Source organism: Nocardioides oleivorans, from assembly GCF_004137255.1.
Taxonomy (GTDB): domain Bacteria; phylum Actinomycetota; class Actinomycetes; order Propionibacteriales; family Nocardioidaceae; genus Nocardioides; species Nocardioides oleivorans.
The window spans coordinates 298,119-324,174 of sequence record NZ_SDWT01000001.1; the positions used below are offsets into that span (position 1 = coordinate 298,119).

The 26,056-nt window shown below is 73.0% G+C and carries 27 protein-coding genes; 21 read left to right on the top strand and 6 right to left on the bottom strand.

Translation table 11 applies throughout. The features are described 5' to 3' along the window. Positions 1 to 22: 22 nt before the first annotated feature. From EUA93_RS01415 to EUA93_RS01425, 3 genes are read left to right on the top strand one after another with little or no spacing between them, the layout of a single operon-like run. A complete protein-coding gene (locus EUA93_RS01415; RefSeq protein WP_129398091.1) occupies positions 23 to 838 on the top strand; it encodes an alpha/beta fold hydrolase in 816 nt (271 codons plus the stop codon). After that, a complete protein-coding gene (locus EUA93_RS01420; protein ID WP_129398093.1) occupies positions 835 to 1,575 on the top strand; it encodes an alpha/beta fold hydrolase in 741 nt (246 codons plus the stop codon). Before EUA93_RS01415 ends, EUA93_RS01420 begins: the two co-directional genes overlap by 4 nt. Before the next feature lie 45 nt (positions 1,576 to 1,620). Then, on the top strand, positions 1,621 to 2,511 hold the full coding sequence (locus EUA93_RS01425) for a DNA-formamidopyrimidine glycosylase family protein (RefSeq protein WP_129398095.1): 891 nt from the start codon (positions 1,621 to 1,623) through the stop codon (positions 2,509 to 2,511). Here the strand turns inward: EUA93_RS01425 and EUA93_RS01430 are convergent. Together EUA93_RS01430 and lpdA are read right to left on the bottom strand one after the other, a co-directional pair. Next, complete coding sequence (locus EUA93_RS01430) at positions 2,447 to 3,838, bottom strand: NAD(P)H-quinone dehydrogenase (protein ID WP_129398097.1); 1,392 nt, start codon at positions 3,836 to 3,838, stop codon at positions 2,447 to 2,449. The genes EUA93_RS01425 and EUA93_RS01430 overlap by 65 nt on opposite strands. Next, the gene (gene lpdA / locus EUA93_RS01435; protein ID WP_129398099.1) at positions 3,838 to 5,238 is read right to left on the bottom strand and encodes a dihydrolipoyl dehydrogenase; all 1,401 of its coding nucleotides are present in this window, start codon (positions 5,236 to 5,238) and stop codon (positions 3,838 to 3,840) included. The genes EUA93_RS01430 and lpdA overlap by 1 nt, the downstream gene beginning before the upstream one ends. A 67-nt stretch (positions 5,239 to 5,305) precedes the next feature. Between lpdA and EUA93_RS01440 the strand changes: the two genes are divergently transcribed. From EUA93_RS01440 to EUA93_RS01460, 5 genes are read left to right on the top strand one after another with little or no spacing between them, the layout of a single operon-like run. Beyond that, a complete protein-coding gene (locus tag EUA93_RS01440; protein WP_129398101.1) occupies positions 5,306 to 5,758 on the top strand; it encodes a gamma-glutamylcyclotransferase family protein in 453 nt (150 codons plus the stop codon). A 29-nt stretch (positions 5,759 to 5,787) separates the two neighbouring features. Beyond that, entirely contained in the window at positions 5,788 to 6,588 is an 801-nt protein-coding gene (locus EUA93_RS01445) for a purine-nucleoside phosphorylase (protein ID WP_129398103.1), read from the top strand. Between the two features lie 16 nt (positions 6,589 to 6,604). Further along, positions 6,605 to 7,426, top strand: coding sequence for an NAD-dependent epimerase/dehydratase family protein (locus tag EUA93_RS01450; protein WP_129398105.1), 822 nt, complete (start codon positions 6,605 to 6,607; stop codon positions 7,424 to 7,426). A 33-nt stretch (positions 7,427 to 7,459) separates the two neighbouring features. After that, positions 7,460 to 7,834 (top strand): MerR family transcriptional regulator, encoded by a 375-nt coding sequence (locus tag EUA93_RS01455; RefSeq protein ID WP_129398106.1) that lies wholly within the window; start codon positions 7,460 to 7,462, stop codon positions 7,832 to 7,834. Between the two features lie 44 nt (positions 7,835 to 7,878). After that, complete coding sequence (locus EUA93_RS01460) at positions 7,879 to 8,886, top strand: aldo/keto reductase (protein ID WP_129398108.1); 1,008 nt, start codon at positions 7,879 to 7,881, stop codon at positions 8,884 to 8,886. Between the two features lie 23 nt (positions 8,887 to 8,909). On the opposite strand, the gene EUA93_RS01465 is transcribed toward EUA93_RS01460, so the two are convergent. After that, entirely contained in the window at positions 8,910 to 10,226 is a 1,317-nt protein-coding gene (locus tag EUA93_RS01465) for a DUF2252 domain-containing protein (RefSeq protein ID WP_129398110.1), read from the bottom strand. A gap of 54 nt (positions 10,227 to 10,280) precedes the next feature. Here EUA93_RS01465 and tpx point away from each other — a divergent pair, with 54 nt between their 5' ends. The 8 genes from tpx (at position 10,281) to EUA93_RS01505 (ending at position 19,369) form a co-directional block, all read left to right on the top strand. After that, a complete protein-coding gene (gene tpx / locus EUA93_RS01470) occupies positions 10,281 to 10,778 on the top strand; it encodes a thiol peroxidase (protein ID WP_129398112.1) in 498 nt (165 codons plus the stop codon). A gap of 148 nt (positions 10,779 to 10,926) precedes the next feature. Next, entirely contained in the window at positions 10,927 to 12,063 is a 1,137-nt protein-coding gene (locus tag EUA93_RS01475; protein WP_129398114.1) for a heme/hemin ABC transporter substrate-binding protein, read from the top strand. Continuing rightward, positions 12,060 to 13,154 carry a FecCD family ABC transporter permease gene (locus tag EUA93_RS01480; RefSeq protein WP_165355019.1) on the top strand — a complete coding sequence of 365 codons (1,095 nt, stop codon included), beginning with the start codon at positions 12,060 to 12,062 and terminating at the stop codon, positions 13,152 to 13,154. The genes EUA93_RS01475 and EUA93_RS01480 overlap by 4 nt, the downstream gene beginning before the upstream one ends. Beyond that, positions 13,151 to 13,969, top strand: a complete 819-nt coding sequence (locus tag EUA93_RS01485; RefSeq protein WP_129398116.1) for a heme ABC transporter ATP-binding protein — start codon at positions 13,151 to 13,153, stop codon at positions 13,967 to 13,969. The genes EUA93_RS01480 and EUA93_RS01485 overlap by 4 nt, the downstream gene beginning before the upstream one ends. Next, on the top strand, positions 13,963 to 15,144 hold the full coding sequence (locus EUA93_RS01490) for a hypothetical protein (protein WP_129398118.1): 1,182 nt from the start codon (positions 13,963 to 13,965) through the stop codon (positions 15,142 to 15,144). Before EUA93_RS01485 ends, EUA93_RS01490 begins: the two co-directional genes overlap by 7 nt. Continuing rightward, positions 15,141 to 16,505, top strand: coding sequence for a hypothetical protein (locus EUA93_RS21455; protein WP_165355020.1), 1,365 nt, complete (start codon positions 15,141 to 15,143; stop codon positions 16,503 to 16,505). The genes EUA93_RS01490 and EUA93_RS21455 overlap by 4 nt, the downstream gene beginning before the upstream one ends. Positions 16,506 to 16,635: 130 nt before the next feature. Beyond that, the gene (locus EUA93_RS01500) at positions 16,636 to 18,597 is read left to right on the top strand and encodes an Ig-like domain-containing protein (protein ID WP_129398119.1); all 1,962 of its coding nucleotides are present in this window, start codon (positions 16,636 to 16,638) and stop codon (positions 18,595 to 18,597) included. Between the two features lie 82 nt (positions 18,598 to 18,679). Further along, positions 18,680 to 19,369: a biliverdin-producing heme oxygenase gene (locus EUA93_RS01505; RefSeq protein ID WP_129398121.1), complete on the top strand. Its 690-nt coding sequence runs from the start codon at positions 18,680 to 18,682 to the stop codon at positions 19,367 to 19,369. 25 nt (positions 19,370 to 19,394) lie between these two features. On the opposite strand, the gene EUA93_RS01510 is transcribed toward EUA93_RS01505, so the two are convergent. The 3 genes from EUA93_RS01510 to EUA93_RS01520 form a co-directional block, all read right to left on the bottom strand. After that, positions 19,395 to 20,039, bottom strand: a complete 645-nt coding sequence (locus EUA93_RS01510; RefSeq protein ID WP_207208579.1) for an MOSC domain-containing protein — start codon at positions 20,037 to 20,039, stop codon at positions 19,395 to 19,397. Continuing rightward, positions 20,036 to 20,518, bottom strand: a complete 483-nt coding sequence (locus tag EUA93_RS01515; RefSeq protein WP_129398123.1) for a DUF6326 family protein — start codon at positions 20,516 to 20,518, stop codon at positions 20,036 to 20,038. Before EUA93_RS01515 ends, EUA93_RS01510 begins: the two co-directional genes overlap by 4 nt. Positions 20,519 to 20,640: 122 nt before the next feature. Further along, positions 20,641 to 21,012, bottom strand: coding sequence for a VOC family protein (locus tag EUA93_RS01520; RefSeq protein WP_129398125.1), 372 nt, complete (start codon positions 21,010 to 21,012; stop codon positions 20,641 to 20,643). A gap of 71 nt (positions 21,013 to 21,083) precedes the next feature. Here EUA93_RS01520 and EUA93_RS01525 point away from each other — a divergent pair, with 71 nt between their 5' ends. The 5 genes from EUA93_RS01525 to EUA93_RS01545 are packed head-to-tail and all read left to right on the top strand — an operon-like array spanning position 21,084 to position 26,051. Next, the gene (locus tag EUA93_RS01525; protein ID WP_129398127.1) at positions 21,084 to 22,739 is read left to right on the top strand and encodes a phospho-sugar mutase; all 1,656 of its coding nucleotides are present in this window, start codon (positions 21,084 to 21,086) and stop codon (positions 22,737 to 22,739) included. A gap of 1 nt (position 22,740) precedes the next feature. After that, entirely contained in the window at positions 22,741 to 23,919 is a 1,179-nt protein-coding gene (locus EUA93_RS01530; protein WP_165355021.1) for a right-handed parallel beta-helix repeat-containing protein, read from the top strand. 20 nt (positions 23,920 to 23,939) lie between these two features. Beyond that, positions 23,940 to 24,245 carry a hypothetical protein gene (locus tag EUA93_RS01535; RefSeq protein ID WP_129398131.1) on the top strand — a complete coding sequence of 102 codons (306 nt, stop codon included), beginning with the start codon at positions 23,940 to 23,942 and terminating at the stop codon, positions 24,243 to 24,245. 58 nt (positions 24,246 to 24,303) lie between these two features. Then, positions 24,304 to 25,095, top strand: a complete 792-nt coding sequence (gene yidC / locus EUA93_RS01540; protein ID WP_129398133.1) for a membrane protein insertase YidC — start codon at positions 24,304 to 24,306, stop codon at positions 25,093 to 25,095. 53 nt (positions 25,096 to 25,148) lie between these two features. Continuing rightward, positions 25,149 to 26,051, top strand: coding sequence for a DMT family transporter (locus tag EUA93_RS01545; RefSeq protein ID WP_129398135.1), 903 nt, complete (start codon positions 25,149 to 25,151; stop codon positions 26,049 to 26,051). The last annotated feature ends 5 nt before the right edge of the window (positions 26,052 to 26,056 follow it).

Below are 26,056 nucleotides of genomic sequence, written 5' to 3' on the forward strand. Positions count from 1 at the left end.
CGTGCGCGGCTACGGTCGGGTCATGCCGACCTTCCGCACGACCGACGACGTGGCGCTGGCCTACACCGACGAGGGCAGCGGGCCCACCGTCGTGCTCGTCCACGGGTTCACCGCACCCGCGACCGCGTGGATCCTCACCGTCGACGCGCTCCTCGCCGCCGGCCACCGGGTCGTGACGTTCGACCGCCGGGGCCACGGCGAGTCCGAGACGCCCGCGCACGGCCAGCGGATGGCCCGCCACGGTCGCGACCTCGGCGAGCTCCTCGAGCACCTCGACCTGACCGAGGTGACGCTGGTGGGGGCGTCGATGGGTGGCAACACCATCTGGGCCTACGTCGACCAGTTCGGGCCCGCTCGCCTGTCCGGCGTGGTGGTCGCCGACCAGACGCCGAAGATGCTCAACGACGACTCGTGGCCGCACGGCTTCTACGGCTACGACGCCAGCAACGCCGCCACCCACTTCGACCACGGGGTCCCCCAGCTCGACGGTGGCCGCACCGTGGACAGGTCGGGCCCGGCCGTGGCGCGGCTGGCCGAGCGCCTCGGCGGTTTCCCCGCCTTCCGCGACAGCACCGCACCCGAGACGCTGCCGCTGCTGCGCGACCACGCGCTCCAGGACTGGCGCGACGTCGTACGACGCTTCCCCCTGCCGCTGCTCATGCTCGCCGGTCGCGAGAGCCAGGTCTGGTCGTGCGAGCACGCGGAGGCCGCCGTGGCCGGGACGGCCCACGGCCGCGCCCTCGTCATCGAGGACGCCGGGCACGCGATCAGCATCGACCAGCCCGACCGCTTCAACGAGGTGCTGCTGGACTTCCTCGGCGAGGTCGCTGACCGGTGAGGCTCGCGACCCAGCAGCACGGCATCGGTCCCAAGCGGGTCGCGCTCGTCCACGGCCTCGGCGCCGACGGCGCGCTCTGGCACGCGGTGACCGAGCGCCTCGTCGCCGCCGGCGGCGTCACCGTCACCACCGTCGACCTGCGGGGCCACGGCGCGAGCGGGCGTGCGGACGACTACTCCGTCCAGGCGTTCGCCGACGACCTCGTCGAGACCCTGCCGTCCGGGCTCGACGTCGTGGTCGGGCACTCCCTCGGCGGCACCGTCCTCGAGCGAGCCGTCGCCCGGCTGGCCCCGGCTCACGCGGTCTACCTCGACCCGGGCTTCCGGCTCGGCCTGCCGACCTCGGGGCTCGCGGGGCGGGTCTTCTGGGCGGCATCCCCGGTGAGCGTCGTCGGCGCAGCCCTCCTCCAGAAGCTGCGCAGCCGTGGCCGGCCGCCGATGTCGCCCGCGGACGCCGCGCTCCACGAGGCGGCGACCGCGAGGTTCGACAAGTCGATGGCGGTCGGCGTGTTCCGCGAGGTCGCGCACCACCCCGCGCCGGTGGCGGCGCCGGCCGTGCCGTCGACGATCGTGCTGTCCGACGACTCCCCGGCCGTCCTCCCCGACGACGTGGCCGACCGCCTGGCCGCCCTGGGCTGGGACGTACGCCGTCTGCCCGGGGTCGGCCACGACTTCTGGCTCCAGGACGCCGAGCGCACCTGGGTGAGCATCGCCGACCTGGTGGTCGCGCGGGGCTGAGGCTGCGGGCCCGGGGCTGTCGTACCCGCCTGTGACACTGGGCGGGTGCCCGAGGGAGACAGCGTCTGGAAGCTCGCCCGCCGACTGGACCGCCAGCTCGCCGGACAGGTCGTGACGCGCTCCGACTTCCGGGTGCCCCGGCTGGCGACCCGTGACCTCGGAGGGCGCACGGTGCTGGGCCACGACACGCACGGCAAGCACCTCCTCACCCGCTTCTCCGCCACCGACTCCTCGCCCGCGGCCACGCTGCACAGCCACCTGAAGATGGACGGGTCGTGGTCGACGCTCGCGCCGGACAAGCGGTTGCCGGGGAGGGTCCAGCCGCACGTGCGCCTGGTGCTCAGCCTCGAGGACCGGCGCACCGTGCACGGCATCCGGCTGCACGACCTCGACCTGGTCGCCACCGACCGCGAGCACGACCTGGTCGGCCACCTCGGCCCCGACCCGCTCCGCGCGGACTGGGACGCGGAGGAGGCCGTCCGCCGGGTCGGCGACGACCCGGCCAGGCCGCTGGTGAGCGCCCTGCTCGACCAGAGGTCGATGGCCGGCCTGGGCAACCTCTGGGCCAACGAGCTCGCCTTCCTCAGCGGCGTGAGTCCGTGGACACCCGTCGGTGACGTCGACGTGGATCGCCTCGTCGAGCGCGCGGCCACGATGCTGCGACACTCGGCGACGGTCGAGGGCGCCTACCAGGTCACCACCGGGTCGTCCGCGAAGGGCGACGACCACTGGGTCGTCGGGCGTCAGCGCCGCGGGTGTCGCCGGTGCGGCGGACCGGTCAGCACGGTGGAGGAGATCCCGGGAGACGCCGCCAACCGCTGGACGTGGTGGTGCGCGACCTGCCAGCCCGGTCCCGGCCCCGACGCGCGGGTCAGACGCGGTGCAGGCGGCGGGCCGCCTCGGCGATCGACCCGCTCATCGAGGGGTAGACCGTGAACGCGTGGGCGAGCTGGTCGGCCGTGAGCGACTCCGCGACCGCGATCGAGACCGGGTGGATCAGCTCCGAGGCGCGCGGGCCGACGACCACGCCACCGACGACGATCCCGGTGCCGGGTCGGCAGAAGAGCTTCACGAAGCCGTCGCGCACCCCCTGCATCTTGGCGCGGGCGTTGCCGGCCAGCTGGAGGGTGACGACCTCGGCGGCCATCTCGCCGGAGTCGACGGCCTGCTGCGACCAGCCGACGGTCGCGATCTCGGGCGAGGTGAAGACGTTGGAGGCGACCTTCTTGAGGTCGAGCGGGGCGACCGCGTCACCGAGGTAGTGCCACATCGCGATGCGGCCCTGCATCGCGGCGACCGAGGCGAGCATCAACACACCGGTGCAGTCGCCGGCGGCGTAGATGCCGCGCGCGGAGGTGCGCGAGACCCGGTCGACCTTGATGAAGCCGCCCTCGTCGGTGACGACGCCGGCCTCCTCGAGGCCGAGGCCCGCGGTGTTGGGGATCGAGCCGAGCGCCAGGATGCAGTGGCTACCGGTGACCGTGCGGCCGTCGGTCAGCGTCACGGTGACCTGGTCGCCGTCGCGGCTGACCGACTGCATGCGCGAGGTGCCGAGGACGTTCATCCCGCGGCGGGTGAGCACCTCCTCGAGCACGGCGGAGGCGTCGGCGTCCTCGCCGGGCAGCACCCGGTCGCGGCTGCTGACGAGCGTCACGTCGATGCCCAGCGAGAGGTACGCACTGGCGAACTCCGCACCGGTGACGCCCGAGCCGACGACGATGAGCTTCTCCGGCACCTCGGTCAGGTCGTAGACCTGCTCCCAGGTGAGGATCCGCTCGCCGTCGGGCTGCGCGCTCGGCAGCGTGCGGGGCGAGGCGCCGGTCGCCAGGAGGATCGCGTCTGCCTGGATCGTCTCCTCGCCGTCGGCGGTGTCGACCACGACGGTGAGGTCGGGCCCGAGGCGGCCGCGGCCCGTCACGACGCGTACGTCGTCGCGGGCCAGGCCCGACGCGATGTCGGCCGACTGGTCGGCCGCGAGCTGCTTCACGCGGGCGTTGACCCGCGCGAGGTCGACCACGATCGATGTGGCGGCGTCGCCCTCGTGGTCGCGGAAGTTGACCCCGAGCTCCTGCGCCGCCGCCATGTCGGTCATCAGCTCGGAGGTGGCGATGAGGGTCTTGCTCGGCACGCAGTCGGTCAGGACCGCGGATCCGCCCACACCGTCGGTGTCGACGACGGTGACCTCGGCGCCCAGCTGGGCCGCGACGTGGGCGGCCTCGTAGCCGCCCGGGCCACCGCCGACGATGACGATGCGGTCGGTCATCAGAGGTTGATCATGTGGCCGGCGATGCCGTGGATGGCCTCCTTGACGGCCTCGCCCAGGGTCGGGTGGGCGAAGACGTTGCGACCGACCTCGTCGGCGGTGAGGTCCCACTTCTGGGCCAGCGTCAGCACGGGCAGCAGCTCGGTGACGTCGGGGCCGATCATGTGGGCGCCGATGATCTCGTTGTGCTCGGCGTCGGCGACGACCTTCACGAAGCCGACCGCCTCGCCCAGGCCCATCGCCTTGCCGTTGGCGGTGAAGGGGAAGGTCGCGGTCTTGACGTCGTAGCCGCGCTCCCTGGCCTGGGGCTCGCTGTAGCCGAAGGACGCGATCTGCGGCATGCAGTAGGTCGCGCGGGGCACGAAGTCGTACTCCACCGGCATGGTCTCGGCGCCGTTGATCGTCTCGGCGACCACGATGCCCATCGCCTCGGCGACGTGGGCGAGCATCAGCTTGCCGGTGCAGTCGCCGATCGCGTAGACGTGGTCGACGTTGGTGCGGCCGTAGTCGTCGATCTCGATGGCGCCGCGCTCGGTCACGTTGACGCCGATGGCCTCGAGGCCGAAGCCCTTCACCCGTGGGGCGAAGCCGAAGGCGGCGAGGAACTTGCCGGCCTCGAGCACCTGCTCGTCGCCACCGGCGGCGGGGGCGACGGTCACCTTCACGCCGGAGCCGGTGTCCTCGACGCGCTTGACCGCGGTGGAGGTCAGCACCTTCACGCCGAGCTTCTTGTAGTGCTTGGCGAGCTCCTTGGAGATGTCGGGGTCCTCGGTCGGGACCATCCGGTCGAGGAACTCCACGATCGTGACGTCGACGCCGAAGTTGGCCATCACGTAGGCGAACTCGACGCCGATCGCGCCGGAGCCGCCGATGATGATCGACTCCGGGAGCTGGTCGGTGAGGATCTGCTCCTCGTAGGTCACGACGTGCTCGCTGAGCTCGACGCCCGGCACCAGCCGGACGGTCGCGCCGGTGGCGAGGATCAGGTTGTCGAAGGTGTAGCCGGTGGTCTGGCCGTCCTTGGAGACGTCGATCCCGGTCGCGCTGGTCAGGGTGCCCCAGCCGTCGATCTCGGTGATCTTGTTCTTCTTCATCAGGAAGTGGACGCCCTTGACGATGCCGGCGCTCACGTCGCGGCTGCGCTTGTGCGTCGGGCCGAAGGACATCGTGGCGTCGCCCTCGATGCCGAACTTGGCCTTCTCGTGCTGGAGCGTGTGCGCCAGCTCGGCGTTCTTGAGGAGAGCCTTGGACGGGATGCACCCGACGTTGAGGCACACACCTCCCCAGTACTTCTCCTCCACCACGGCCACCTTCTGGCCGAGCTGGGCTGCGCGGATCGCGGCGACGTAGCCACCGGGGCCGGCGCCGAGGACGAGGGTGTCGAAGTGCGTGTCGGTCACCCCCCCAGCCTAGTTGTCCGGTGCACGGGACGGACACCAAGGGTCAGGGCTCGATACCCTGTGGCTCGTGACGCTCTACGCCGCCTACGGGACCAACCTCGATCCCGCCCGGATGAGCGAGCGCTGCCCGCACTCGATCCTCCACTCCACCGGATGGCTGACGGGCTGGCGACTGACCTTCGGCGGGGAGGAGCACGGCTGGGACGGCGCGCTCTCCACGATCGTCCAGGACCCCTTCGAGCAGGTCTTCGTGGCGGTCTACGACGTCACCCCCGAGGACGAGCGGGCGCTCGACGGCTGGGAGGCCGCCGACACCGGGCTCTACCGCAAGACCAAGGTCCGGGTCTCGACCATGACCGGCGAGCTGGTCGTGTGGTCCTACGTCCTCGACGCCTACGAGGGCGGGCTCCCGTCGGCGTCCTACCTCGGCGTGATCTCCGACGCCGCCGATGCGGCCGGCGCCCCGGAGGACTACGTCGCGGCCCTGCGCCGGCGGTCCTGCAGGTCCACCGGTCTCTGACCCCTGCCCCCGACCCATAGAGTGCCGCCATGAGCGACCAGACCCCCTACGACCTCGCCCAGGCCGCCGCCGCGAAGCTCGCCGAGCTGACCGGCGTGGAGCGCCACGACATCGCCCTCGTCCTGGGCTCGGGCTGGCTCCCGGCCGTCGACGCGCTGGGCGAGGCGACCGCCGAGATCGACACCACCGACGTCCCCGGCTTCAGCGCCGCCGCCGTCGCCGGCCACAGCGGCAAGATCCGCTCGATCAGGAACGGCGACAAGAACCTGCTGGTCTTCCTCTCGCGCACCCACTTCTACGAGGGCAAGGGCGTCGCCGCGGTCGTCCACCCCATCCGTACGGCGGCCGCCGCCGGCTGCTCGGCCATCGTCCTCACCAACGGGTGCGGCGGCCTCAAGGAGGGCTGGCAGCCCGGCCAGGCCGTGCTGATCTCCGACCACATCAACCTGACCGGGCACAGCCCGCTGGTCGGTGCGAACTTCGTCGACCTGACCGACCTCTACAGCCCGCGCCTGCGCGCGATGTGCAAGGAGGTCGACCCGAGCCTCGACGAGGGCGTCTACGTCCAGTTCACCGGCCCCCACTACGAGACCCCCGCCGAGGTCCGGATGGCCGGGATCATGGGCGGGCACCTCGTCGGCATGAGCACGACGCTCGAGGCGATCGCGGCCCGCGAGGCCGGGATGGAGATCCTCGGCATCAGCCTGGTCACCAACCTCGCCGCCGGGCTGAGCGGCGAGCCGCTCGACCACTCCGAGGTACTCGAGGCCGGCAAGGCCGCCGCGAGCCGGATGGGCGGCCTGCTCAGCCAGGTCGTCGCCCGGATCTGAGCGGAAGGAGCTGACGATGCACGTCCTCGTCTCCGGTGCGGCCGGCAGCCTCGGCCGGGTGATCACGGTCGGCCTGGAGGGGCTGGGCCACGACGTCGTCGGCCTCGACCTGGTGCCGGCCCCGGAGGGCACCACGTTCCCCTGGTACGAGGCCGACTGCGCCGACGCCGACGCGGTCGAGGCCGTCGTCGCCGCCCTGACGACCGGGGGCAGGCTCGACGCCGTCGTGCACCTCGCCGGCGCGCCCGAGGAGCTCTCGCTCCCCGACGAGCTCACCTCCCACGTCGTCACGACCGCCGCGCTGCTCGACGCGATGGTCGCCCACGACGTGCCGCGGCTGGTCTACGCCTCCTCCAACCACGCCGTCGGCCGCACCCCGCGGGCCTCCGGCGAGCTCACCGAGGCCGCGCTCCCCCGACCCGACACCTACTACGGCGTGGCCAAGGTCGCCGCCGAGGCGCTGATGCGGCTCTTCGCCGACCGCCACGGCATCGACGCCGTCGCGTGCCGGATCGGCTCGTTCCTCGAGGAGCCGGCGAGCGTCCGGGGCCTGTCGACCTGGCTCTCCCACGGCGACGGCCTGCGCATGGTGGAGGCCGCGCTCACCACGCCCGCCCCCGGCTTCGCCGTCCTCTACGGGATCAGCGCCAACACCCGCGCGTGGTGGGACCTCGAGCCCGGCCGGCGGCTGGGCTACGAGCCGCAGGACGACGCGGAGGCGTACGTCGACCGGGTGCAGGCCGGCCCCGACGACGAGGCCGAGGCGGAGTTCGTCGGCGGGCCCTTCGCGACCGCGCAGTTCGTGCGGCCCGCCCTGCGCCCTGGGACGAGCCCTTGACTTGGAGTGCACTCCAAGTCGGACACTGGTCGGATGACCAGCCTGACGATCGCCGAGGCCGCCGAGAAGACCGGGCTCACCGCCCACACGCTGCGCTACTACGAGCGTGACGGCCTGCTGCTCCACGCGGTCGACCGCGCCCCGTCCGGGCACCGCCGCTACACCGACGCCGACCTCCGCTGGATCGAGATGGTGACCAGGCTCAGGTCCACGGGCATGCCGATCCGCGACGTGCGCCGCTACGCCGAGCTGGTGCGCACCGGCGACGGCAACGAGGCCGAGCGCCTGGCGCTCCTGCTCGCGCACCGCGAGGTCGTCGAGCGCCAGCTCGCCGAGGTGACCTCCCACCTGCGCGCGATCGACTACAAGATCGCGCTCTACGAGAACACCCTCGACAAGACCGCCTGACCGGGCTTGACTTCGAGCGCACTCCAAGGAGTTGTGTGGGTGCCATGAGCATCCAGACACGCACCCTCGGCACCACCTCCTCCCTCACCGTCAGCTCCCTCGGGCTCGGCTGCATGGGGATGTCGGAGTTCTACGGCACCCCCGACGAGCAGGGCGGCACCGACACCATCCACCGCGCCCTCGACCTCGGCGTGACCTTCCTCGACACCGCCGACATGTACGGCCCCTTCACGAACGAGCTGCTGGTCGGCAAGGCGATCGCCGGGCGTCGCGACGAGGTCCAGCTGGCCACCAAGTTCGGCAACGAGCGACTCCCCGACGGCACCATGGTCGGCATCAACGGCTCCCCGGACTACGTCCGCAAGGCGTGCGACGACTCGCTCCAGCGCCTCGGCGTCGACCACATCGACCTCTACTACCAGCACCGCGTCGACCAGAGCGTCCCGATCGAGGAGACCGTCGGCGCGATGAAGGAGCTCGTCGAGGCCGGCAAGGTGCTGCACCTCGGCCTGTCCGAGGCCTCGGCCTCGACCATCCGCAAGGCCCACGCGGTGCACCCGATCACCGCGCTGCAGACCGAGTACTCCCTCTTCACCCGCGACCTCGAGGACGAGATCCTGCCGGTCCTCCGCGAGCTCGGCATCGGCCTGGTGCCGTACTCCCCGCTCGGCCGCGGGCTGCTCACCGGTGCGATCACCGCGACCGGCGGCGCCGACGGCGAGGCCGACCGTCGCCGCTCGGAGTACTTCCCGCGCTTCCAGGGCGAGGCCCTCGACGCCAACCTCGTCCTCGTCGACAAGGTCCGCGAGATCGCCTCGGCCAAGGGCTGCACGCCCGGCCAGCTCGCGCTGGCGTGGGTGCTCGCGCAGGGCGACTCCGGCCTTGGTGTCGCGCCGATCCCCGGCACCAAGCGCGTGAAGTACCTCGAGGAGAACGTGGGCGCCGCCGACGTCGAGCTCACCGCCGACGACCTCGCCGCCCTCGAGCAGGCCGTCCCGCGCGACGCCGTCCAGGGCGACCGCTACGGCAACATGGGCACGATCGACGCCTGATAGGTCTGACCGACCCGCGAGGGTCAGGTGGCGGCGATGCCGACCTGGCCCTCGCGGAAGGCGTCGACGAAGAGGGCGTGGTCGGCGCGGACCCGCTCGGCGTACGCGATCCCCCAGTCGCACAGCCACGTGACGAAGTCGTTGCGCCGCCCCTCGAGCGAGCGGGCGATCGCCTCCTCGACCTGGAAGTCGACGAGGTCCTGCTGGCTGTCCTCGTCGGAGGCGCAGTGGATCTTCGCGGTGGCCCGGCCGAGCAGGTCGACGACCGACCTCATGTCGGCGGGCTCGTTGATCTCCGACCAGTCGAGGTCGACCTCGTAGGGCGAGACCTCGGAGACGACGTAGCCGACCCCGCCGATGCGGGTGTGACCGAGCAGCGGGTCGGTGTGGACCTGGAGCGCGCGCTGGCTGACGACGGTGCGGTGGCCCTCGTGGTCGAAGTACGCATCGACCTCGCTGGTGTCGACGAAGCGGCTCAGCGCCGGGACGTTGGCCTGCTTCATGCTCAGCACCACGTCGTTGTCGAGCGCCTGGCTGTAGCCCTCGACCAGGACGCTGTAGGCCGGCAGCCCGGCGCTGCCGATCCCGAAGCCCGACTTCCCGACGACGTCGCGCAGCTCGTAGAAGAGTGCGCGGTCGAAGCGCTTCGACTGCGGGATGGTGTCGAGGTAGGCCCGGAACGCCGCGACCACCTCGGCCCGCTCCTCGCGCGGCAGCCGCCGCGTGGAGGCGTCCTCGGCGAACCGGCGCCGGCCGTCCTTCAGCGTCGTCATGCCGTCGAGCAGGTCGGCCCGACGCATCGTGCGTGCCACGGTGAGCGCGGTGAGCACCGGGCCCTCGGCGGTGTCGAGGGTGAGCTCGAAGTCGTCGTCGGTGTCGGAGGCGACGTAGTGGTTGACCTGGGCCAGGTAGGAGCGGACGTAGCGCGCGACGAGCTTGCGGACCGCGTCCTCGGGCAGCGCCTTCTGCCACGCCACGAGGGCCAGGCTCGCAGCGAAGCGCTGGAGGTCCCACGTGAAGCGACCGACGTAGGCCTCGTCGAAGTCGTTGATGTCGAAGACCAGCCGGCCGTCGGAGTTCAGGTAGGTCCCGAAGTTCTCGACGTGCAGGTCCCCGTGGATCCAGATCCGCTCGGCGCCGTGCTGCGCCCAGTCGTGCGCATCGGGCTCGGAGGTGACGTCGTGGAAGAACAGGCACGCGGTGCCGCGGTAGAAGGCGTGCGGGTCGCGCGCCATCTTGCGGTACTTCGCCCGGAACGCGGCCGGGTCGGCGCGCATGAGGGGCGCGAAGGCGTCGCGCAACACCTCGACGATGACGGTCGTGCGATCAGTGGCTGCCATCTCGCCACCCTAGATCGGGTCCGGTCGCTGGCAGCCGGCCACTACGTTGGGCACATGGCAACCACTCTTCTGGGCGACAACACCATCTCCACCGTGGGCGAGCTCCCCGCGGTCGGCTCCAAGGCTCCGGGCTTCGACCTGGTCGACGCGAAGTTCGGTGCGCTCACCGACGCCGACGTCGCGGGCAAGCGCGTGGTCCTCAACATCTTCCCGAGCATCGACACCGGCGTGTGCCAGGCGAGCGTGAAGAAGTTCAACGAGCTCGCCTCGGGCCTGGAGAACACCGCGGTCGTCTGCGTCTCGCGCGACCTCCCCTTCGCCCAGGCCCGCTTCTGCGGCGCGGAGGGCATCGACGCCGTCCTCGTCGGCTCGGCGTTCCGCTCCTCCTTCGGCCAAGACTACGGCGTCGCGATCGACGGCGGCGGCTGGGACAGCCTCTTCGCCCGCGCCGTCGTCGTGCTGGACACCGACGGCACCGTGCTCCACACCCAGCTGACCGACGCCGTCGGCCACGAGCCCGACTACGACGCGGCGGTCGCCGCCCTGGGCTGACCTCCCCCAGCGCGCTCGCGTGTGGCCGCGACCCCTTCCGGGGTCGCGGCCACACCCATGTCCGGCTGCGGCTGGTGGGCAGGGATGACGACCGACCAGAAATAAGGTTAGGCTTCACTTACTAAGGTAAGCCTCACCAAAGGTTGGCATGTTCTCCCTCTCCCGCTCCCGGGGCGGACGTCGTGTGGGTACGACGTACGCCCCGCTCGCCGCTGCCACCGCAGCGGTCCTCCTCCTCGGCGCCTGCTCGCCCGTCACGACGCAGTCGTCGTCCGCGACGGAGTCCGCGTCCGCGAGCGCCGTGCCCCACGTCTCCGACGTCACGCCGCTCGCCGACCCGCGCTCGTGGGAGGGCGTGGTCGACATCGCGCTGCCCGCGTCCGAGGTCGACCCGGTCGCCGACGACCCGCGGTCCGACCTGCCCGTGACCGTCACCGACGCCCAGGGCACGCAGGTCACGGTCGAGGACACCTCGCGGATCCTCGCCCTCGACATCTACGGCACGCTCTCGCAGACCGTCTACCAGCTCGGGCTCGGCGACAGCGTGGTCGGGCGCGACATCTCCTCGCAGTTCCCCGAGATCGCCGACCGGCCGCTGGTCACCAGCAACGGCCACGAGCTCAACGCCGAGTCGATCCTGGCGCTCGACCCGACCGTCGTGCTGACCGACACCTCGCTCGGCCCGTGGGACGTGATCCTCCAGGTCCGCGACGCCGGCATCCCGGTCGTGGTCACCGACTCCCACCGCGGCCTCGACAACCTGGCCTCGCTCACCAGCCAGGTCGCCGACGCGCTCGGCGTCCCGCAGGAGGGCAAGGAGCTCGGGCAGCGCATCGTCGACGAGGCCGACGCGATGGAGGCCGAGATCGCCGAGCTCGCGCCGAAGGACGTCAACGACCGGCTCCGCACGGTCTTCCTCTACGTCCGCGGCAGCTCGGGCGTCTACTACATGTTCGGCCAGGACTCCGGCGCCGACTCCCTCATCGAGGCCGTCGGCGCCTACGACGTCAGCTCGGAGATCGGCTGGAAGGGGATGCGACCCCTCACCGACGAGGGCCTGGTCTCCGCCCAGCCCGACGTGGTGCTGATGATGAGCGAGGGCCTCGAGTCCGTCGGTGGCGTCGACGGGCTGCTGGAGCGGTTCCCGGCGCTCGCGCAGACCCCCGCCGGCGAGCACGAGCGCATCGTCGCGATGAACGACGACCAGGTCCTCAGCTACGGCCCGCGCACCGCCGACGTGCTCAACGCCCTCGCGATCGCGCTCTACGCGCCGGAGGACCTGTGACCGCGACGGCCGCGGCAGCGGTGCCGACCGCGACCGTACGACGTCTCACCCGGGGCCGCTCGCTCGGCCTCACCGGGTTCTTCGTCCTGCTGGGACTCGGCCTGGTCGTCGCGATCCTGGTCTCCGCCGGGTCGGGACAGCTCCCTATCCCGGCCGACGAGGTGGCCGGCTCCGTGCTCCACCGGATCGGCGTCGACTGGCTGCCGGTGCCCTCCCACCCGCGGGGCGATGACACCCTCTGGACCGTCCGCTTCCCGCGCGTCGCGATGGCGGCCCTCGTCGGCGCCGCGCTCGCGGTCGCCGGGGCCCTCATGCAGGGGGTGTTCGGCAACCCGCTCGCCGAGCCGAGCATCGTCGGCGTCTCCTCCGGGGCGGCGGTCGCGGCCGCGACCGTGATCGTCTTCGGCCTCACCTTCGCCGGCGACTGGACCGTCGCCGTCGCCGCGTTCGCCGGCGGGCTCGTGACCACGCTCCTCGTCTACGCCCTCGCCCGCTCGGGTGGGCGCACCGAGGTCGTCACGCTGGTCCTGACCGGCATCGCGGTCAACGCCGTGGCCGGCGCGCTGCTGGCGCTCCTGATGTTCCTCGGCGACACCCAGGCCCGCGAGCAGATCGTCTTCTGGCAGCTCGGGAGCCTCAACGGCAGCCGCTGGCCCTACGTCGCGGTCGTCGCCCCCTTCGCGGTCGTCGGCATCGTCCTCGCGCTGCTCAGCGCCCGGAGCCTCGACCTGCTGGCCCTCGGCGAGCGCCCCGCCCGCCACCTCGGTGTGCACGTCGAGAAGCTGCGCATCGGCCTCATCGTGGTCGTCGCGCTCCTCACCGCCGCCGCCGTGTCGTTCTGCGGGATCGTCGCCTTCGTCGGCCTGGTGGTGCCGCACCTCGTCCGGATGGTCACCGGCCCCGGCCACCGGCTCGTGATCCCCGCCTGCCTGCTCGCGGGCAGCCTGGTCATCGTCGTGGCCGACCTCTGCGCCCGCACGCTCGTGGCCTACGCCGACCTGCCGCTCGGCATGCTCACCTCGCTCGTCGGCGGCCCGTTCTTCTTCTGGCTGCTCTGGCGCACCCGTCGTACGGCCGGGGGCTGGGCGTGAACGCCGTCGCGGAAGTCCGCGCGATCACCGTCTCCTTCGGGAGCCGGCGGGTGCTCGACGACGTCGACCTGGACCTGCACGCCGGCGAGGTGCTGGCGCTGGTCGGCCCCAACGGCACCGGCAAGTCCACCCTGCTGGGCGTCGTCGCGGGCGACCTCGAGCCCGAGGCCGGCAGCGTGACGATCCACGGCAGGCCGGTCCGCGACTGGCGCCTGGCGGCGCTGGCGCGCGAGCGGGCGGTGCTGACGCAGGAGCAGCGGATCTCCTTCCCGTTCCCGGTGCGCGACGTCGTCGAGATGGGCCGGGCCCCGTGGCGCGGCCGCCCGGAGGAGGACCTCGACGACCTCGAGGTCGCCGCGGCGATGCAGACCACCGAGGTCGAGCACCTCGCCGGGCGCTCGTTCGGGTCGCTCTCCGGCGGCGAGAAGGGCCGGGCGTCGTTCGCCCGCGTGCTCGCCCAGCAGACCGGGATCGTGATGCTCGACGAGCCCACCGCCGCGCTCGACATCGGCCACCAGGAGACCCTGCTGGCCACCGCCGTCGAGCGTGCCCGCGCCGGCGCGGCCGTGCTCGTGGTGCTCCACGACCTCACCCTCGCCGCCGCCCACGCCGACCGGATGGTGCTGCTCGAGGAGGGTCGCGTCGTCGCGACCGGCACGCCCCACGACGTGCTCGACGCCGCGGTCCTGAGCCGCGTCTACCGCCACCCGGTCGAGGTCGTCGCGCACCCGCGCACCGGCGACCCGATCGTCCTCGCGGACCGCTCACGCGCGTCCCGCCCCACCGACCTGCTCCACCAGGAGGACCCGTGCTGACCCGCACCCGCCTCGCGGCGACCGTCGCCGCCGGCGCCCTCGCCCTGCCCACGGCCGTCCTGGTCGCCCCGCCCGCCCAGGCCGCGTCCCGCGTCAGCGTGACCAACGACCAGGGCACCGCGCTGGCCGACGACAGGCGGGCCACGACGTTCACCCTGCGCGGGTCGGGCTTCCAGTCGATCAGGGGCGGCTTCGGTGGCGTCTACGTGGCCTTCGGCTGGGTCCGCGACCCCGCCGGCGGCGGCTGGCGCCCGTCCGAGGGCGGCATCACGGGCCGTGACTACCGCTACGTCCCCGACTCCGAGTCCGGGTCCAACGCCGGGTACCTCCGGTTCGTCGCCTTCCCCGGCAGCTCCACCGAGGCCGAGGCGCAGGCCGTGATGTCGGCCGACGGCTCCTTCAGCGTCGACCTCACGGTCCCCGGCCCCACCTTCGAGGCCGTCGACCGCGACGGCAACGCCGTGGCCGTCGACTGCCGCACGGTCACCTGCGGCGTGATCACCTTCGGCGCGCACGGCGTGAAGAACGCCCGCAACGAGACCTTCACCCCCGTTCGCTTCGGTGAGGTGTACGCCGACGAGGCTGCGACCCCGACCGAGGACAGGCCCGGCCAGAGCGGCGGCACGACCGACGGGGGCGGCACGACGGGCGAGGAGACGACCGCAGGCTCCTCGGGGACCACCGGCCCGGCCACCTCCACCCCGACGACAACCGTCCGCCGCGGCAGGCCGAAGGTCACCGCCGAGCGCGACACCGCCGTCGCCGGGCAGGCACTGGCCTTCACCGGCAGCGGGTTCGCGCCGGGTGAGCAGGTGCTCGCCCTCCTCGACGACGGTGTCGTCGCGCTAGGCCCGCTCCTCGCCGGAACCTCGGGCGAGGTCGCCGGCGTGATGGCCCTGCCCGCCGACCTCTCCGTCGGCACCCACCAGCTGCGGCTGGTCGGCGCGGCGTCCGACGCACGCCCGAGCGAGCGGTTCCCGGTCCGCGCCGGCACTGCAGTGGCGACCGACCCCGGACCGGCCGTCGCCGCCGACGGGCCCGACCTCGCCGCCATCACCTTCGTCGGCGCCTCGGCGCTGGCGCTGCTCGCCTCGCTCGTGCTCCTCGTCGTCCGGCTGCGGCGACGTGGTCGTCGTGCCCCCCTGGCCCCCGGGGCGACGGGAGTGACCGCATGAGCACCCGGGTGCGCGCCGCGGCCGGCGCCCTGACCGCCACGGCGGCGTTGCTGCTCGCCGCTGTGGCGCCGTTCTCGCTGATGGCCGAGCCGGCCAGCGCCCGGGCCGACGCCTTCTCCGTCAGCGGCGCCCAGCTGCGGTGGGGCGTCAACAACGAGTCCAACAACCGCGCCTTCGCGCCCGGCACCCACAACTTCTTCTCCGCTGGCATCGTGCCCGACCCCGGCAAGGGCGGCACCACGCTCCCGCAGGCCGGCTGGAAGGCCGAGGACGGCAACGTCCGGATCGAGAAGCAGAAGACCGACGGCACCTACGCCACGGCCACGTGGGCCGGGCTCGGCACGACGCCGTCTGGCACCGCGATCCCGAGCCCGACGAGCGGCCAGTTCAGCAACCACCAGGTCGTGGTGAGCAACGGCTCCGGCACCGTCGACCCGACGGCCGGCACCGCGACGATCACGTGGCAGGGCTCCTTCACGGTCCTCTACTACTCCGGCATGTCCTACTTCACCGTCACCGACCCGGTGCTCACCGTGACCGCCGACAAGGCGCAGCTCACCGCGACCGCCGGCGGGTTCGCCTCGTCGATGGACGACCAGTCGCAGTGGAGCCCGCTGCCGGCCACCCCGGTCGTGCTGGCCGACCTGCCGCGCGCCGAGGTCGACCTGACCGCGACCGACGGCTTCGCCAGCACCCCGGCCTACCTCGGTGTCGCCTGGGCTGCCCCGGCACACGAGTCCGCCCAGGTGGGCGGGCAGTGGAAGGGCGCCTTCCCGGCCAGCTTCCTCGACTTCCTGTCGAGCGCCGGCACCGCCGGCTACTGGTACTCCACCGGCGGTGCGACCGACGCCTGGAAGCCCGCGCTGCCCCTGACCGTGAGCTGGGCAGGCAAGACCATCGCGACGCCCACCCCGACCGCCGGCGCGACGCCCACGAAGACGCCCTCCGCGACTCCCACCCGGACGCCCACGAAGACGCCGAGCCCGACGAGGGGCCCGACCGGCACGCCCTCCGCGAGCACCACGCCGACCGCGACGCCGACCGCCCGGACCACGCAGTCGACGACCTCGACCGGGTCGTCGTACGACACCGGGGTGAGCGGTTCCAGCGGCTCGTCCGACGGCGGCGGCTCCGGCGGCACCCAGGTGCCGGCCCAGGCGATGCCGATGGCCGTCCAGCCGGTGCTGGTCTCGGCCGCCGCCCCGCCCGACCCCCAGGTCTCCGCGACGGCCTCACCCGCGGCCCGCGGCACCGGGTCGCGCGTGCTGTGGCTGCTCGGGTGCGTGCTGCTGCTCGGAGCGCTCGCGACCACGGTCATCAGCACCTCCCTGACCCGTGCCCCCGGCGGCGGACGCCGGTGAGGCCACCCACCACCCCCAAGCCCCCCACGCCGGTCGCGTCCGCGGCCGGCACCTGCGAACTGCTGCTCGGAGCGCTCGCGCACCACCTGGTCAGCACCTCCCTGACCAGCCATCCCTTGGAAGGAACGACATGAACCACGCGCACCGCGCACGCCGCTCCGTGAGCAGCGTCGCCGCCATGGTGCTGCTGGCTGGCGGCACCGCCGTCCTGGCGAGCCCCGCGCCCGCCCAGGCGGCGTCCACCACGATCAGCAACGCCGAGCTCCGCTGGGAGCTCAACAAGGAGAGCGTCTCCGGCGCCTACGCCCCCGGCACCTGGAACCTCTTCTCCGCGGGCAAGCTGGGCAACCCCGGCGCCGGGTCCCAGACCCTCACGAGCGCCGACCAGGGCGCCACCTGGGCCAACGGCGCCGTCGCCGGCTGGAAGAACACCCAGGGCAACGTCACCGTGCTCGACAAGCAGGCGAACGGCACCTACGCACCCACGACGTGGCTCGGCGCACGGCAGAACTCCGCCGGCGTCAACGCCAACACGTCGGGGGTGAGCTCGGAGAACCTGCTCTCGCTCAGGAACGGCATCGGCACCGTCGACCCGGTCACCGACACCGGCACGCTCCAGTGGACCGGCGACTTCACGGTCGTCTACTACTCCGGAATGTCGTTCTTCTACGTCTCGAACCCGAAGCTGAGCGTCACCAACGGCACCGGCACGCTGACCGCGACGCTGAGCGGCTACGGCTCCGACATGGCCGACCCGACCCAGTGGGTCCCGCTCCCGGCCACCCAGGTCACCCTGGGCACCATCGCCGGCGTCGACCTCACCTCGACCGGCCTCACCACGACCCCGAGCTACCTCGGCGTCGACGTCACCGTCCCGGCCAACAGCTCGCCCCAGGTCACCGGCGGCCCGACCTCCGGCTCCTTCCCCCAGTCGTTCATCGACTTCCAGGGCGGCGTCGGCACGGCGTCGTACTGGTACTCCAGCGGCGGCGCCGCCGACGCCCGCAAGGTCACCACTCCGCTCACCGTGGCGTGGTCCGAGCCCGGCCAGGCGAGCGTCACCGTCACGAGGACGACCCTGCTGCCGAGCGGCGCGCAGGAGGTCACGGTCGAGGGCACCGGCTTCGACCCGGCCAGCGCGACCGCCACCCGGCCTCCGCTCGCCGGCAGGCCGGGCGGCACCTACGTCGCCTTCGGCCGGTACGCCGACGTCTGGAGGCCCTCGGTGGGCGCGCCGTCCACCGCCCGGGTCAACGCCGGCGGCGCGGGCCTCAAGTGGGCCGTGCCGGCCGCCGACATGGCCACGGTCGGCGGCGCCGCCGCGGGGGCGATCGAGCTGCGCGCGGACGGCACCTTCACCGCCACCGTCACCGTCGACAAGGCCGTCGTCGACGGCAAGACGAGCACCGGCACCTACGGCATCTACACCTACCCCGGTGGCGGCGCCAGCCAGCCGCTCCACGAGACCTTCACCCCGATCACGTTCGCCAAGGCGGTCCCGAGCGTGGCCGTCACGGCCACCGGAGCGACGTACGGCGCCGACGTGCCCGTCACGGTCACGCTGGCCGGGGACGCCGCGGCAACCGGCGACGTCACGTTGACGGACGGCGGCACGACCGTCGGCACCGCCACCCTCACGGACGGCTCGGCCTCGTTCACGCTGGTCAGGCCGGCCGCGGGCGTGCACGACCTGGTGGCCTCCTACGCCGGTGACGCCAACAACGAGGCCGTCTCGGGCACGACGCGGCTCACGGTCGCCGCCGCGCCGACCACCACGCCGACCCCGGGGCCCGTCACCGCCGACGAGCCGGTCAAGGGCACGGCCAGGGTCACGTGGGGCACGAAGCCGGCGGCCGGCCGGAAGGGCATCGCGGTCGTCAAGGTCAGCGACCTCGCCACCGGCAAGGTCACGGCGATCGTCCGCACCGGTGCGGGCAAGAAGCTGAGGACGATCAGCGCCCGCATCAAGGACGGCGTCGTGAAGGTCAGGCTGCCCCGGCTCGGCACGGGGAAGTACGCCCTCGTGGTGAAGGTCCCCGGCAACGACGACGTCGCGAAGGCCAGGGTCACCCGCACCTTCCGCGTCAGGTGACACCCGGTGGCGCCCCGGCAGGCGGCGACGCCGGCCGGGGCGCCACCTCCGACCAACTCCCCCAGAGAAGAGAGACCACGACATGTCCCCCCTCCTCGACCCCCTGCTCGATCCCGTCGTCGAGACCGCACCCCTCTCGCGAGCCATGCGCGAGGGCTCGCAGGCCGCGCACACCGCGGCCGAGAACTCCTCGTTCATGACCGAGCTGACCTCGGCGCGGGTCAACGCGCTCGGGGTGCGTGACTACCTGCTGCGCTACCGCGAGGTCTACCGCACGATGGAGGCACTCGGCACCGAGCTGGCCGCCGAGCCCGCCGTCGCCGCCGTCGTCGACCCTGCACTCGACCGCCTCCCGGCGATCGAGGACGACCTGGCCTACTGGGCCGAGGCGTCCGGCGTCCCCGCCCCCGACGTCTTCCACAGCCCCGCCACCGACGCGTACGTCACCCAGCTGCTCGAGGCCCGCACGTGGGCACCGCTCTTCGTCGCGCACCACTACACGCGCTACCTCGGCGACCTCTCCGGCGGCCAGGTCATCGGCCGGGTGCTCGACCGCGAGCTCGGGCTCGAGGGCCGGGGCACGGCGTTCTACGCCTTCCCGGAGGTCCCGAAGCCGAAGCCCTACAAGGACGGCTACCGCGCCCGCCTCGACGCGCTCGAGCTCTCGCCCGAGCAGCAGGCGCGCGTCGTGTCGGAGGTGAGCACGGCGTTCGACCTCAACCAGGCGGTCTTCGCCGAGCTGGGTCGCGACCTGGCCGGCTACCTGCGCTGACCCACCCCACCTCGGCGCCCGGCCGTCACCGTCGCCCAGCGAGCCACTCGTGCTCGACCTCGGGCAGGATCCGGGCGTCGAGGAACCGGGCGGCCAGGTCGCGGTCGCCCATCGAGGCCCGGAAGAACATCGGGACGGTGAGCCCGTGGCCGGGCCGGTGCACGACCTCGATCGGGTCGCCGGGCTCGATCCAGCCGGACTCGCGCACCGCGAGGTAGACACCGGTGCGGCCGTGCTCGCTGAAGCGCTTCACCCACCGCGGCTCGCCCATGTGGGCGGCGAAGGTCGCGCACGGCACGCGCGGGCCGGCCGCCTCGAGCAGGGTCAGGCCGACCCGCCACTGCTCCCCGACCTCGGCGGCGTCGATGTCGATGCCGACGGTCGTGAGGTTCTCGCCGAACATCCCGGCCGGCAGGTCCCGGCCCAGCTCACGGCCCCAGCGGTCGAGCTCCTCGCGGGAGACGGCGTACACCGCCTGGGTCTCGCCGCCGTGGTGCTTGCGGCTGCCGATCGCGTCGTCGACCACCCCGCTGCCGAGGCCCCCGCGCTTGGGGCCGGGGTCACGCACCTCGATGCGGTCGACCGGGCGCTTGTCGATCCCGCTCGGACGGCGCATGCCCGCGACGGGCGCGAGCCGGCCGGCGTTGACGGACAGGACGGATGCACTCACCCGGCCACGCTAGCCCGGCTGCTCGCGGGGGTCGTCCGGATCTCCGCCGGGCCGGTGCGGGGCCACGTCCAGGCGAGCCGCACGACCAGGGCGAGCAGGGCCAGCTCCAGCACGATGCCGAGGCCGTAGAAGAGGACCCAGGACTCGCCGACGATGTTGAACACCGTGACGGGGACGTAGAGCGACGCCACGACGAGGTTCGCCGCGCGGCTCGCCCGGGCGGGGAGCGTCGTCGACAGCACGATCATGAGGATGGGTACGGCCATGAGGGACAGCGCCGCGGTCGAGAAGGTCTGGGAGAGGTCGAGCTCGAAGACCTTGCCGTCGAGGATCTCCTCGACGACCCCGGGCGTGAAGAAGTTGAGGATGTCGACGTAGGCGTAGAGGAACATGAAGCTCGTCCACGCGGCGGCAAGCCTGATCCGCACTGGGATCGGCTGGTCGTGCAGGGCGGCGACTGTGGGCTGGGGTGTGGTCATGGCGGCCTCCGTGGATGTGGACGTGGTGGTTCGGTGGGTCCACGATCACGGAGCCCGGCGGCCGGCACCTCGGCCCGCAGGCCGGACTCCCTCAGCCTTTCGGCCAGTGCGCCGACCCTTGCTCAGGAGTCGCCCGAGTGGCAGACCGCCTCGATGTTGTTGCCCTCGGTGTCGCGGACGAAGGCGCCGTAGTAGGCCGGGTGGTACTCCGGCCACAGCCGCGGCTCGTGCAGCGACTCGGCGCCGGCGGCCAGCGCCTCGGCGTGCCAGGCACGGACCGTCGCAGCGTCCGGTGCGCTGAAGGCGACGTGGACCTCGCGGTTGTCGCCGACGCCGTCGAAGGTGCCGATCCAGAAGTCGGGCTCGTCGGTGCCGTAGCCGATGGCCACGCCGACATCCATGATCCGGCGGTGGCCGAGGACCCCGAGGACCCGGTCGTAGAACGCGGCTGCCCGTGCGAGGTCGGTGCAGTTGATGCCGAGGTGATCGATCATCCACCGATGGTGGCACCGCGCACCGACACCGGCCACCGTCCGCCGTCGCCGCCGGGGGATAGCGTGCGTCCATGACCGACCAGACCGACCTGATCGAGACCGCCCGCGCCTGGGCGGCCGAGGACCCCGACGACCAGACGCGGGCCGAGCTCGAGGCGGTCGTCGCCGCCGCCGGGCGCGGCGAGGAGACCGACCTCGCCGATCGCTTCGCCGGCACGCTGGAGTTCGGCACGGCCGGCCTGAGGGGCGCGCTGGGCGCCGGACCCAACCGGATGAACCGGGTCGTGGTCACCCGGGCGGCGGCCGGGCTGGCGGCCTACCTCAAGGACACCGGCCACGCCGGCGGCTCGGTCGTGATCGGCTTCGACGCCCGCCACAACTCCGACGTCTTCGCGCGCGACACGGCCGAGATCATGACCGGCGCCGGCTTCAAGGCGCTCGTCATGCCGCGCACCCTGCCCACTCCCCTGCTGGCCTTCGCGATCCGCGAGCTCGGCTGCGCGGCCGGCGTGATGGTGACCGCGAGCCACAACCCGCCGCAGGACAACGGCTACAAGGTCTACCTCGGCGACGGCAGCCAGATCGTGCCGCCCGCCGACCTCGAGATCGCCGACCGGATCGCGGCGGTCGGCGCGCTGGCCGACCTGCCGCGCGGCGGTGCCGGCGGCCTCGTGTCGGAGGAGATCGTCGACCGCTACCTCGACACCGTCGCCGAGCTCGCCGAGGACGGCCCGCGCGACCTGACCGTCGTCTACACCCCGCTCCACGGAGTCGGGGGTACGACGGTCGCGCAGGTGCTGGAGACCGCCGGCTTCGAGGCGCCCCACGTCGTCGAGGAGCAGGAGCACCCCGACCCCGACTTCCCGACGGTGTCCTTCCCCAACCCCGAGGAGCCGGGCGCGATGGACCTCGCCATGGCCCTCGCGGCCGCGCGGAAGGCCGACCTGGTCGTGGCCAACGACCCCGACGCCGACCGCTGCGCCGTCGCCGTGCCCGACGCCCACGGCTGGCGGATGCTGCGCGGCGACGAGGTCGGCGCGCTGCTCGCCCACCACCTGATCCGGCGCGGTCGCACCGGCACCTACGCCAACTCGATCGTGTCCTCGAGCCTGCTCGGCAAGATGGCCGCCGCCGCCGGGCAGCCGCACGAGGAGACGCTCACCGGCTTCAAGTGGATCGGGCGCGTCGAGGGCCTGGCGTTCGGCTACGAGGAGGCGCTCGGCTACTGCTGCGACCCCGAGCACGTGAAGGACAAGGACGGCGTCTCGGCGCTGCTGCTGGTGTGCGAGCTCGCCGCGTCCGCGAAGGCCGAGGGGCGCACGCTGACCGACCTGCTCGACGACATCGCCCACGAGCACGGCCTCCACGCCACCGACCAGCTCTCCGTGCGCTTCGAGGACCTCTCCGACATCCCGGCCACGATGGACCGCCTGCGGGCGGCTCCCCCGACCACGCTCGGCGGGCTCACCGTCGAGAGGGCCGAGGACCTCTCCGAGGGCACCGAGCTGCTGCCCCCCACCGACGGCCTGCGGTACTCGCTCGCCGAGGGCGCACGCGTGATCGTCCGCCCGAGCGGCACCGAGCCGAAGGTGAAGTGCTACCTCGAGGTCGTCGTCCCCGTCGAGCCCGGCACCGGTGGCGGCGGCGTCGACGCCGCCCGGATCTCCGCCGCCGGACGGCTCGACGCGATCAAGGCCGACCTCCGGACCTCCGCCTTCGGCGCCTGACGTGCGCCCCCTCGTCCACGCCCTCGTCCTCGCCCTGGCCGCCGGGCTGCTGGTCGGGGCACCCGCGGGTGCGTCGTACGACGACTCCTCCCGCGCGCCGGCACCGCGCGCCCCGAGAACCTGGCACGTCGGTCCCGACCGCGACCTGGAGGCTCCCAGCGCCGCGGCCGCGGTGGCAGGTGACGGCGACACCGTCCTGATCGACCCGGGCACCTACTCCGGCGACGTCGCGACCTGGACCCAGGACGACCTGACGCTGCGCGGCGACGGCGGGCGGGCGCACCTGCGCGCCGACGGCAACGACGCCCAGGGCAAGGCGATCTGGGTCATCGCCGGCGACCGGACCACCGTCGATCGCATCGAGCTCAGCGGCGCGGCCGTCCCCGACCGCAACGGCGCCGGCATCCGCGCCGAGGGCACCGACCTCACCGTCACCCGCAGCTGGTTCCACCACAACGAGATGGGCATCCTCACCGGCGCCGACCCCGAGAGCGACATCGTGGTCAGCCGGTCGCGGTTCTTCCGCAACGGGTTCGGCGACGGCTACTCGCACAACCTCTACGTCGGCGCCGTCCGCTCGCTGACCGTCACCGGCAGCTGGCTCTCGCGCGCCGACACCGGCCACGAGATCAAGTCGCGCGCGGCCCGCAACACCATCGTCGGCAACCGGATCAGCGACGGCGACGCGACCGCGAGCTACTCGATCGACCTGCCCGACGGCGGCCTCTCGCTCGTCGCCGGCAACGTCGTCGTGCAGGGCCCGCGCTCGGACAACCCGGCCCTGGTCTCCTACGGCGCCGAGGGCCTCACCAACCCCGGCCACACGCTCTGGGTCGTGCACAACACCTTCGTCAACCAGCGCAGCTCGGGCACGTTCGTGAGCCTCGCCGCAGGTGCCCGCGCCCACCTGCGCAACAACCTCTTCGTCGGCCCTGGCGACCTGACGTCCGCCTTCACCTCCGCCACCGTCGAGCTCCGCGCCAACCGGCGCGTCGGTCCCGACAGCTTCGTCGACCCCGACCGCGAGGACTACCGCCTGCTCGCCTCGTCGCCCGCCGTCGACCGCGGGGGGCCGGTCCCGAGGCGCTGGCGGCCGCGCTGGGAGTACGCCGCTCCCGCCGACCGGGTGCGCCGGCCGACCGTCGGGCGCCCCGACCTCGGGGCCCACGAGCTCCGCTGAGCCTGGCTATCCTGATGCGCATGGACCGCACGCTCGACGCCGTGGCACGCGGGCGGCTCGCGCTCGTCGTGGCGCTGGTGGGGGTCGCCTCGGTCCTGTCGGCGGCGGCCCTGTCCCCGGCCATGACCCAGTCGGTCGTGCTGGTCGCCGCCCTGTCCGCCGCCACGGCGCTGGCCGGTGTCCACTGCCTGCTGACCGTGCCCGACGCCGGGCTCGGCTCCCTGCGTCCGCCGCGTCGTGCGGCCGACGTACCCCTCGTGCTCGCCGGACGGACCACCGACGTGGTCCACCACCCGGCGCGCCCGCGCGCTCCTGGACGCGTCTGACCCGTCGCCCCGCGCGACGGCGTACAGGCCCATCCGACCTCTCGTCCAGGAGACACCCATGTCATTGCTCGACCCCTTCTCGCGCGCCCTCGCCGCGGTCCTCGCGGCCACCCACGACGGCCTCTCGGCCCTCGGTCTACCGGCCGACTCGGCCCTCACCTGGCTGCTCTGCATCGGGGCCGTCGTCGTCCTCGTCCGCACCGCGCTGCTCCCCTTCACCGTCCACGGCGTCCGGCAGGCGCACGCCGCCTCACGCGCCCGGCCGCACCTGCGGGAGATCGCCGACCGCTACCGGGGCAGGACCGACGCCGACAGCGTCCGGCAGATGATCGCGGAGCGCCGCGCGGTGTCCGCCGAGCACGGCGTGAGCCGCCTCGGCTGCCTCCCCCTGCTCGTGCAGCTGCCCGTGTGGCTCACGCTCTACCACCTGATCTCGGACGTCGCCCGCGGCTCGGCCGTCGGCGCGATGGGACCGGCACTGGTCGCGTCGCTGGGCGCGGCCTCGCTCCTCGGCGTCTCGCTCGCCGGCACCGGCTACCTCGGCGGCGGTCCCGCCCACCTCGCCGTCGTGCTCGGCCTCGCGCTGACCGCGGCCGCGTTGTCGTACGCCACCCAGAAGTTCTTCGTCGCTCCCAACACCGTCCTGGACGGGATGCCCGAGGCGGTGGCGACGGCACACCGCCTGATGCCGACGCTCTCCGCGGTCGGTCTGGTGGTCGCCGGCGGCGTGGTGCCGGTCGCCCTCCTGGGCTACTGGGTGCTCAGCTCGACGTGGACGCTGGCGCAGTCCGCGGTCGTCATGCGCTGGTTCCCGACCCCGGGCACGGAGGCCGCGCGCCGTCCGGCGTGAGCTCGCGGTGAGACCGCACCGGGCGGAGGTCCGCCCGGTGCCACACTCCTCCCGTGTCCCGAGCCGCGAGCGTCGCCTTCGTCGTGGTCGGTCTCATCTGGGGCACGAACTTCATCACCATGAAGTGGGCGCTGGAGACGATCAGCGCCGGGCAGGTCACCCTGCTGCGGGTGCTGTTCGGCTTCGTGCCGGTGCTGGCGTACGGCCTCTTCCGCCGCGCGTTCGCCCGCTCGCACTGGCGCCACGCGCACCACTTCGTCGTGATGTCCGTGCTGGCGACGAGCCTCTACTACTTCCTGTTCGCCGCGGGCACGCAGCTGCTGCCGAGCGGGATCGCGGGGGCGCTGAGCGCGTCGATCCCGCTGTTCTCGTTCCTGGGCGCGGCCGTCCTGCTCCGCAGCGAGCGGATCACCCTGATCCGCCTGGCCGGGGTGCTCACCGGCCTGGCCGGCGTGGTGCTGATCGCGCGGCCGTGGGCGACCTCGGGGACCGTCGACCCGAAGGGCGTCGCCTTCCTGCTGCTCGGCTCGGCGAGCGTGGGACTGTCGTTCGTCTACGCGCGCCGCTTCATCAGCCCGCTCGAGATCCCGGCCGCCGCGCTGACGACCTACCAGGTCGGGCTCGCGCTGGTGATGGTGCTGGTCCTCACCGACCTCGACGGGATCACCGCGATCACGCACGACACCCGCGCGACCCTCGGGATCGTCGTCGGCCTCGGCCTGCTCGGGACGGGCGTGGCCTTCGTCCTCTACTACTTCATCGTCGAGCAGCTCGGCGCCGTGACGGCCGCGAGCGCGACCTACATCCCGCCGGTCGTCGCCGTGCTGATCGGCTGGCTGCTCGTCGGCGAGGAGCTGCACGCGCTGGACGGGGTCGCCATGGTGCTCATCCTCGCCGGTGTGGTCGTCCTGCGGCTCGGCTCGCCCAGGAAGCCCCGGCCGGCCGTCACGTCCTGACGACC

Excerpts from the sequence above, each read along its gene's own strand:
- yidC (WP_129398133.1), top strand. The coding sequence starts at position 24,304 with ATGTCATTGCTCGACCCCTTCTCGCGCGCCCTCGCCGCGGTCCTCGCG.
- EUA93_RS01455 (WP_129398106.1), top strand. The coding sequence starts at position 7,460 with ATGACCAGCCTGACGATCGCCGAGGCCGCCGAGAAGACCGGGCTCACC.
- tpx (WP_129398112.1), top strand. The coding sequence starts at position 10,281 with ATGGCAACCACTCTTCTGGGCGACAACACCATCTCCACCGTGGGCGAG.
- EUA93_RS01520 (WP_129398125.1), bottom strand. The coding sequence starts at position 21,012 with ATGATCGATCACCTCGGCATCAACTGCACCGACCTCGCACGGGCAGCC.
- EUA93_RS01445 (WP_129398103.1), top strand. The coding sequence starts at position 5,788 with ATGAGCGACCAGACCCCCTACGACCTCGCCCAGGCCGCCGCCGCGAAG.
- EUA93_RS01535 (WP_129398131.1), top strand. The coding sequence starts at position 23,940 with ATGGACCGCACGCTCGACGCCGTGGCACGCGGGCGGCTCGCGCTCGTC.
- EUA93_RS01415 (WP_129398091.1), top strand. The coding sequence starts at position 23 with ATGCCGACCTTCCGCACGACCGACGACGTGGCGCTGGCCTACACCGAC.
- EUA93_RS01500 (WP_129398119.1), top strand. The coding sequence starts at position 16,636 with ATGAACCACGCGCACCGCGCACGCCGCTCCGTGAGCAGCGTCGCCGCC.
- EUA93_RS01465 (WP_129398110.1), bottom strand. The coding sequence starts at position 10,226 with ATGGCAGCCACTGATCGCACGACCGTCATCGTCGAGGTGTTGCGCGAC.
- EUA93_RS01460 (WP_129398108.1), top strand. The coding sequence starts at position 7,879 with ATGAGCATCCAGACACGCACCCTCGGCACCACCTCCTCCCTCACCGTC.
- EUA93_RS01450 (WP_129398105.1), top strand. The coding sequence starts at position 6,605 with ATGCACGTCCTCGTCTCCGGTGCGGCCGGCAGCCTCGGCCGGGTGATC.
- EUA93_RS01525 (WP_129398127.1), top strand. The coding sequence starts at position 21,084 with ATGACCGACCAGACCGACCTGATCGAGACCGCCCGCGCCTGGGCGGCC.
- EUA93_RS01475 (WP_129398114.1), top strand. The coding sequence starts at position 10,927 with ATGTTCTCCCTCTCCCGCTCCCGGGGCGGACGTCGTGTGGGTACGACG.
- EUA93_RS21455 (WP_165355020.1), top strand. The coding sequence starts at position 15,141 with ATGAGCACCCGGGTGCGCGCCGCGGCCGGCGCCCTGACCGCCACGGCG.
- EUA93_RS01430 (WP_129398097.1), bottom strand. The coding sequence starts at position 3,838 with ATGACCGACCGCATCGTCATCGTCGGCGGTGGCCCGGGCGGCTACGAG.
- EUA93_RS01505 (WP_129398121.1), top strand. The coding sequence starts at position 18,680 with ATGTCCCCCCTCCTCGACCCCCTGCTCGATCCCGTCGTCGAGACCGCA.
- EUA93_RS01515 (WP_129398123.1), bottom strand. The coding sequence starts at position 20,518 with ATGACCACACCCCAGCCCACAGTCGCCGCCCTGCACGACCAGCCGATC.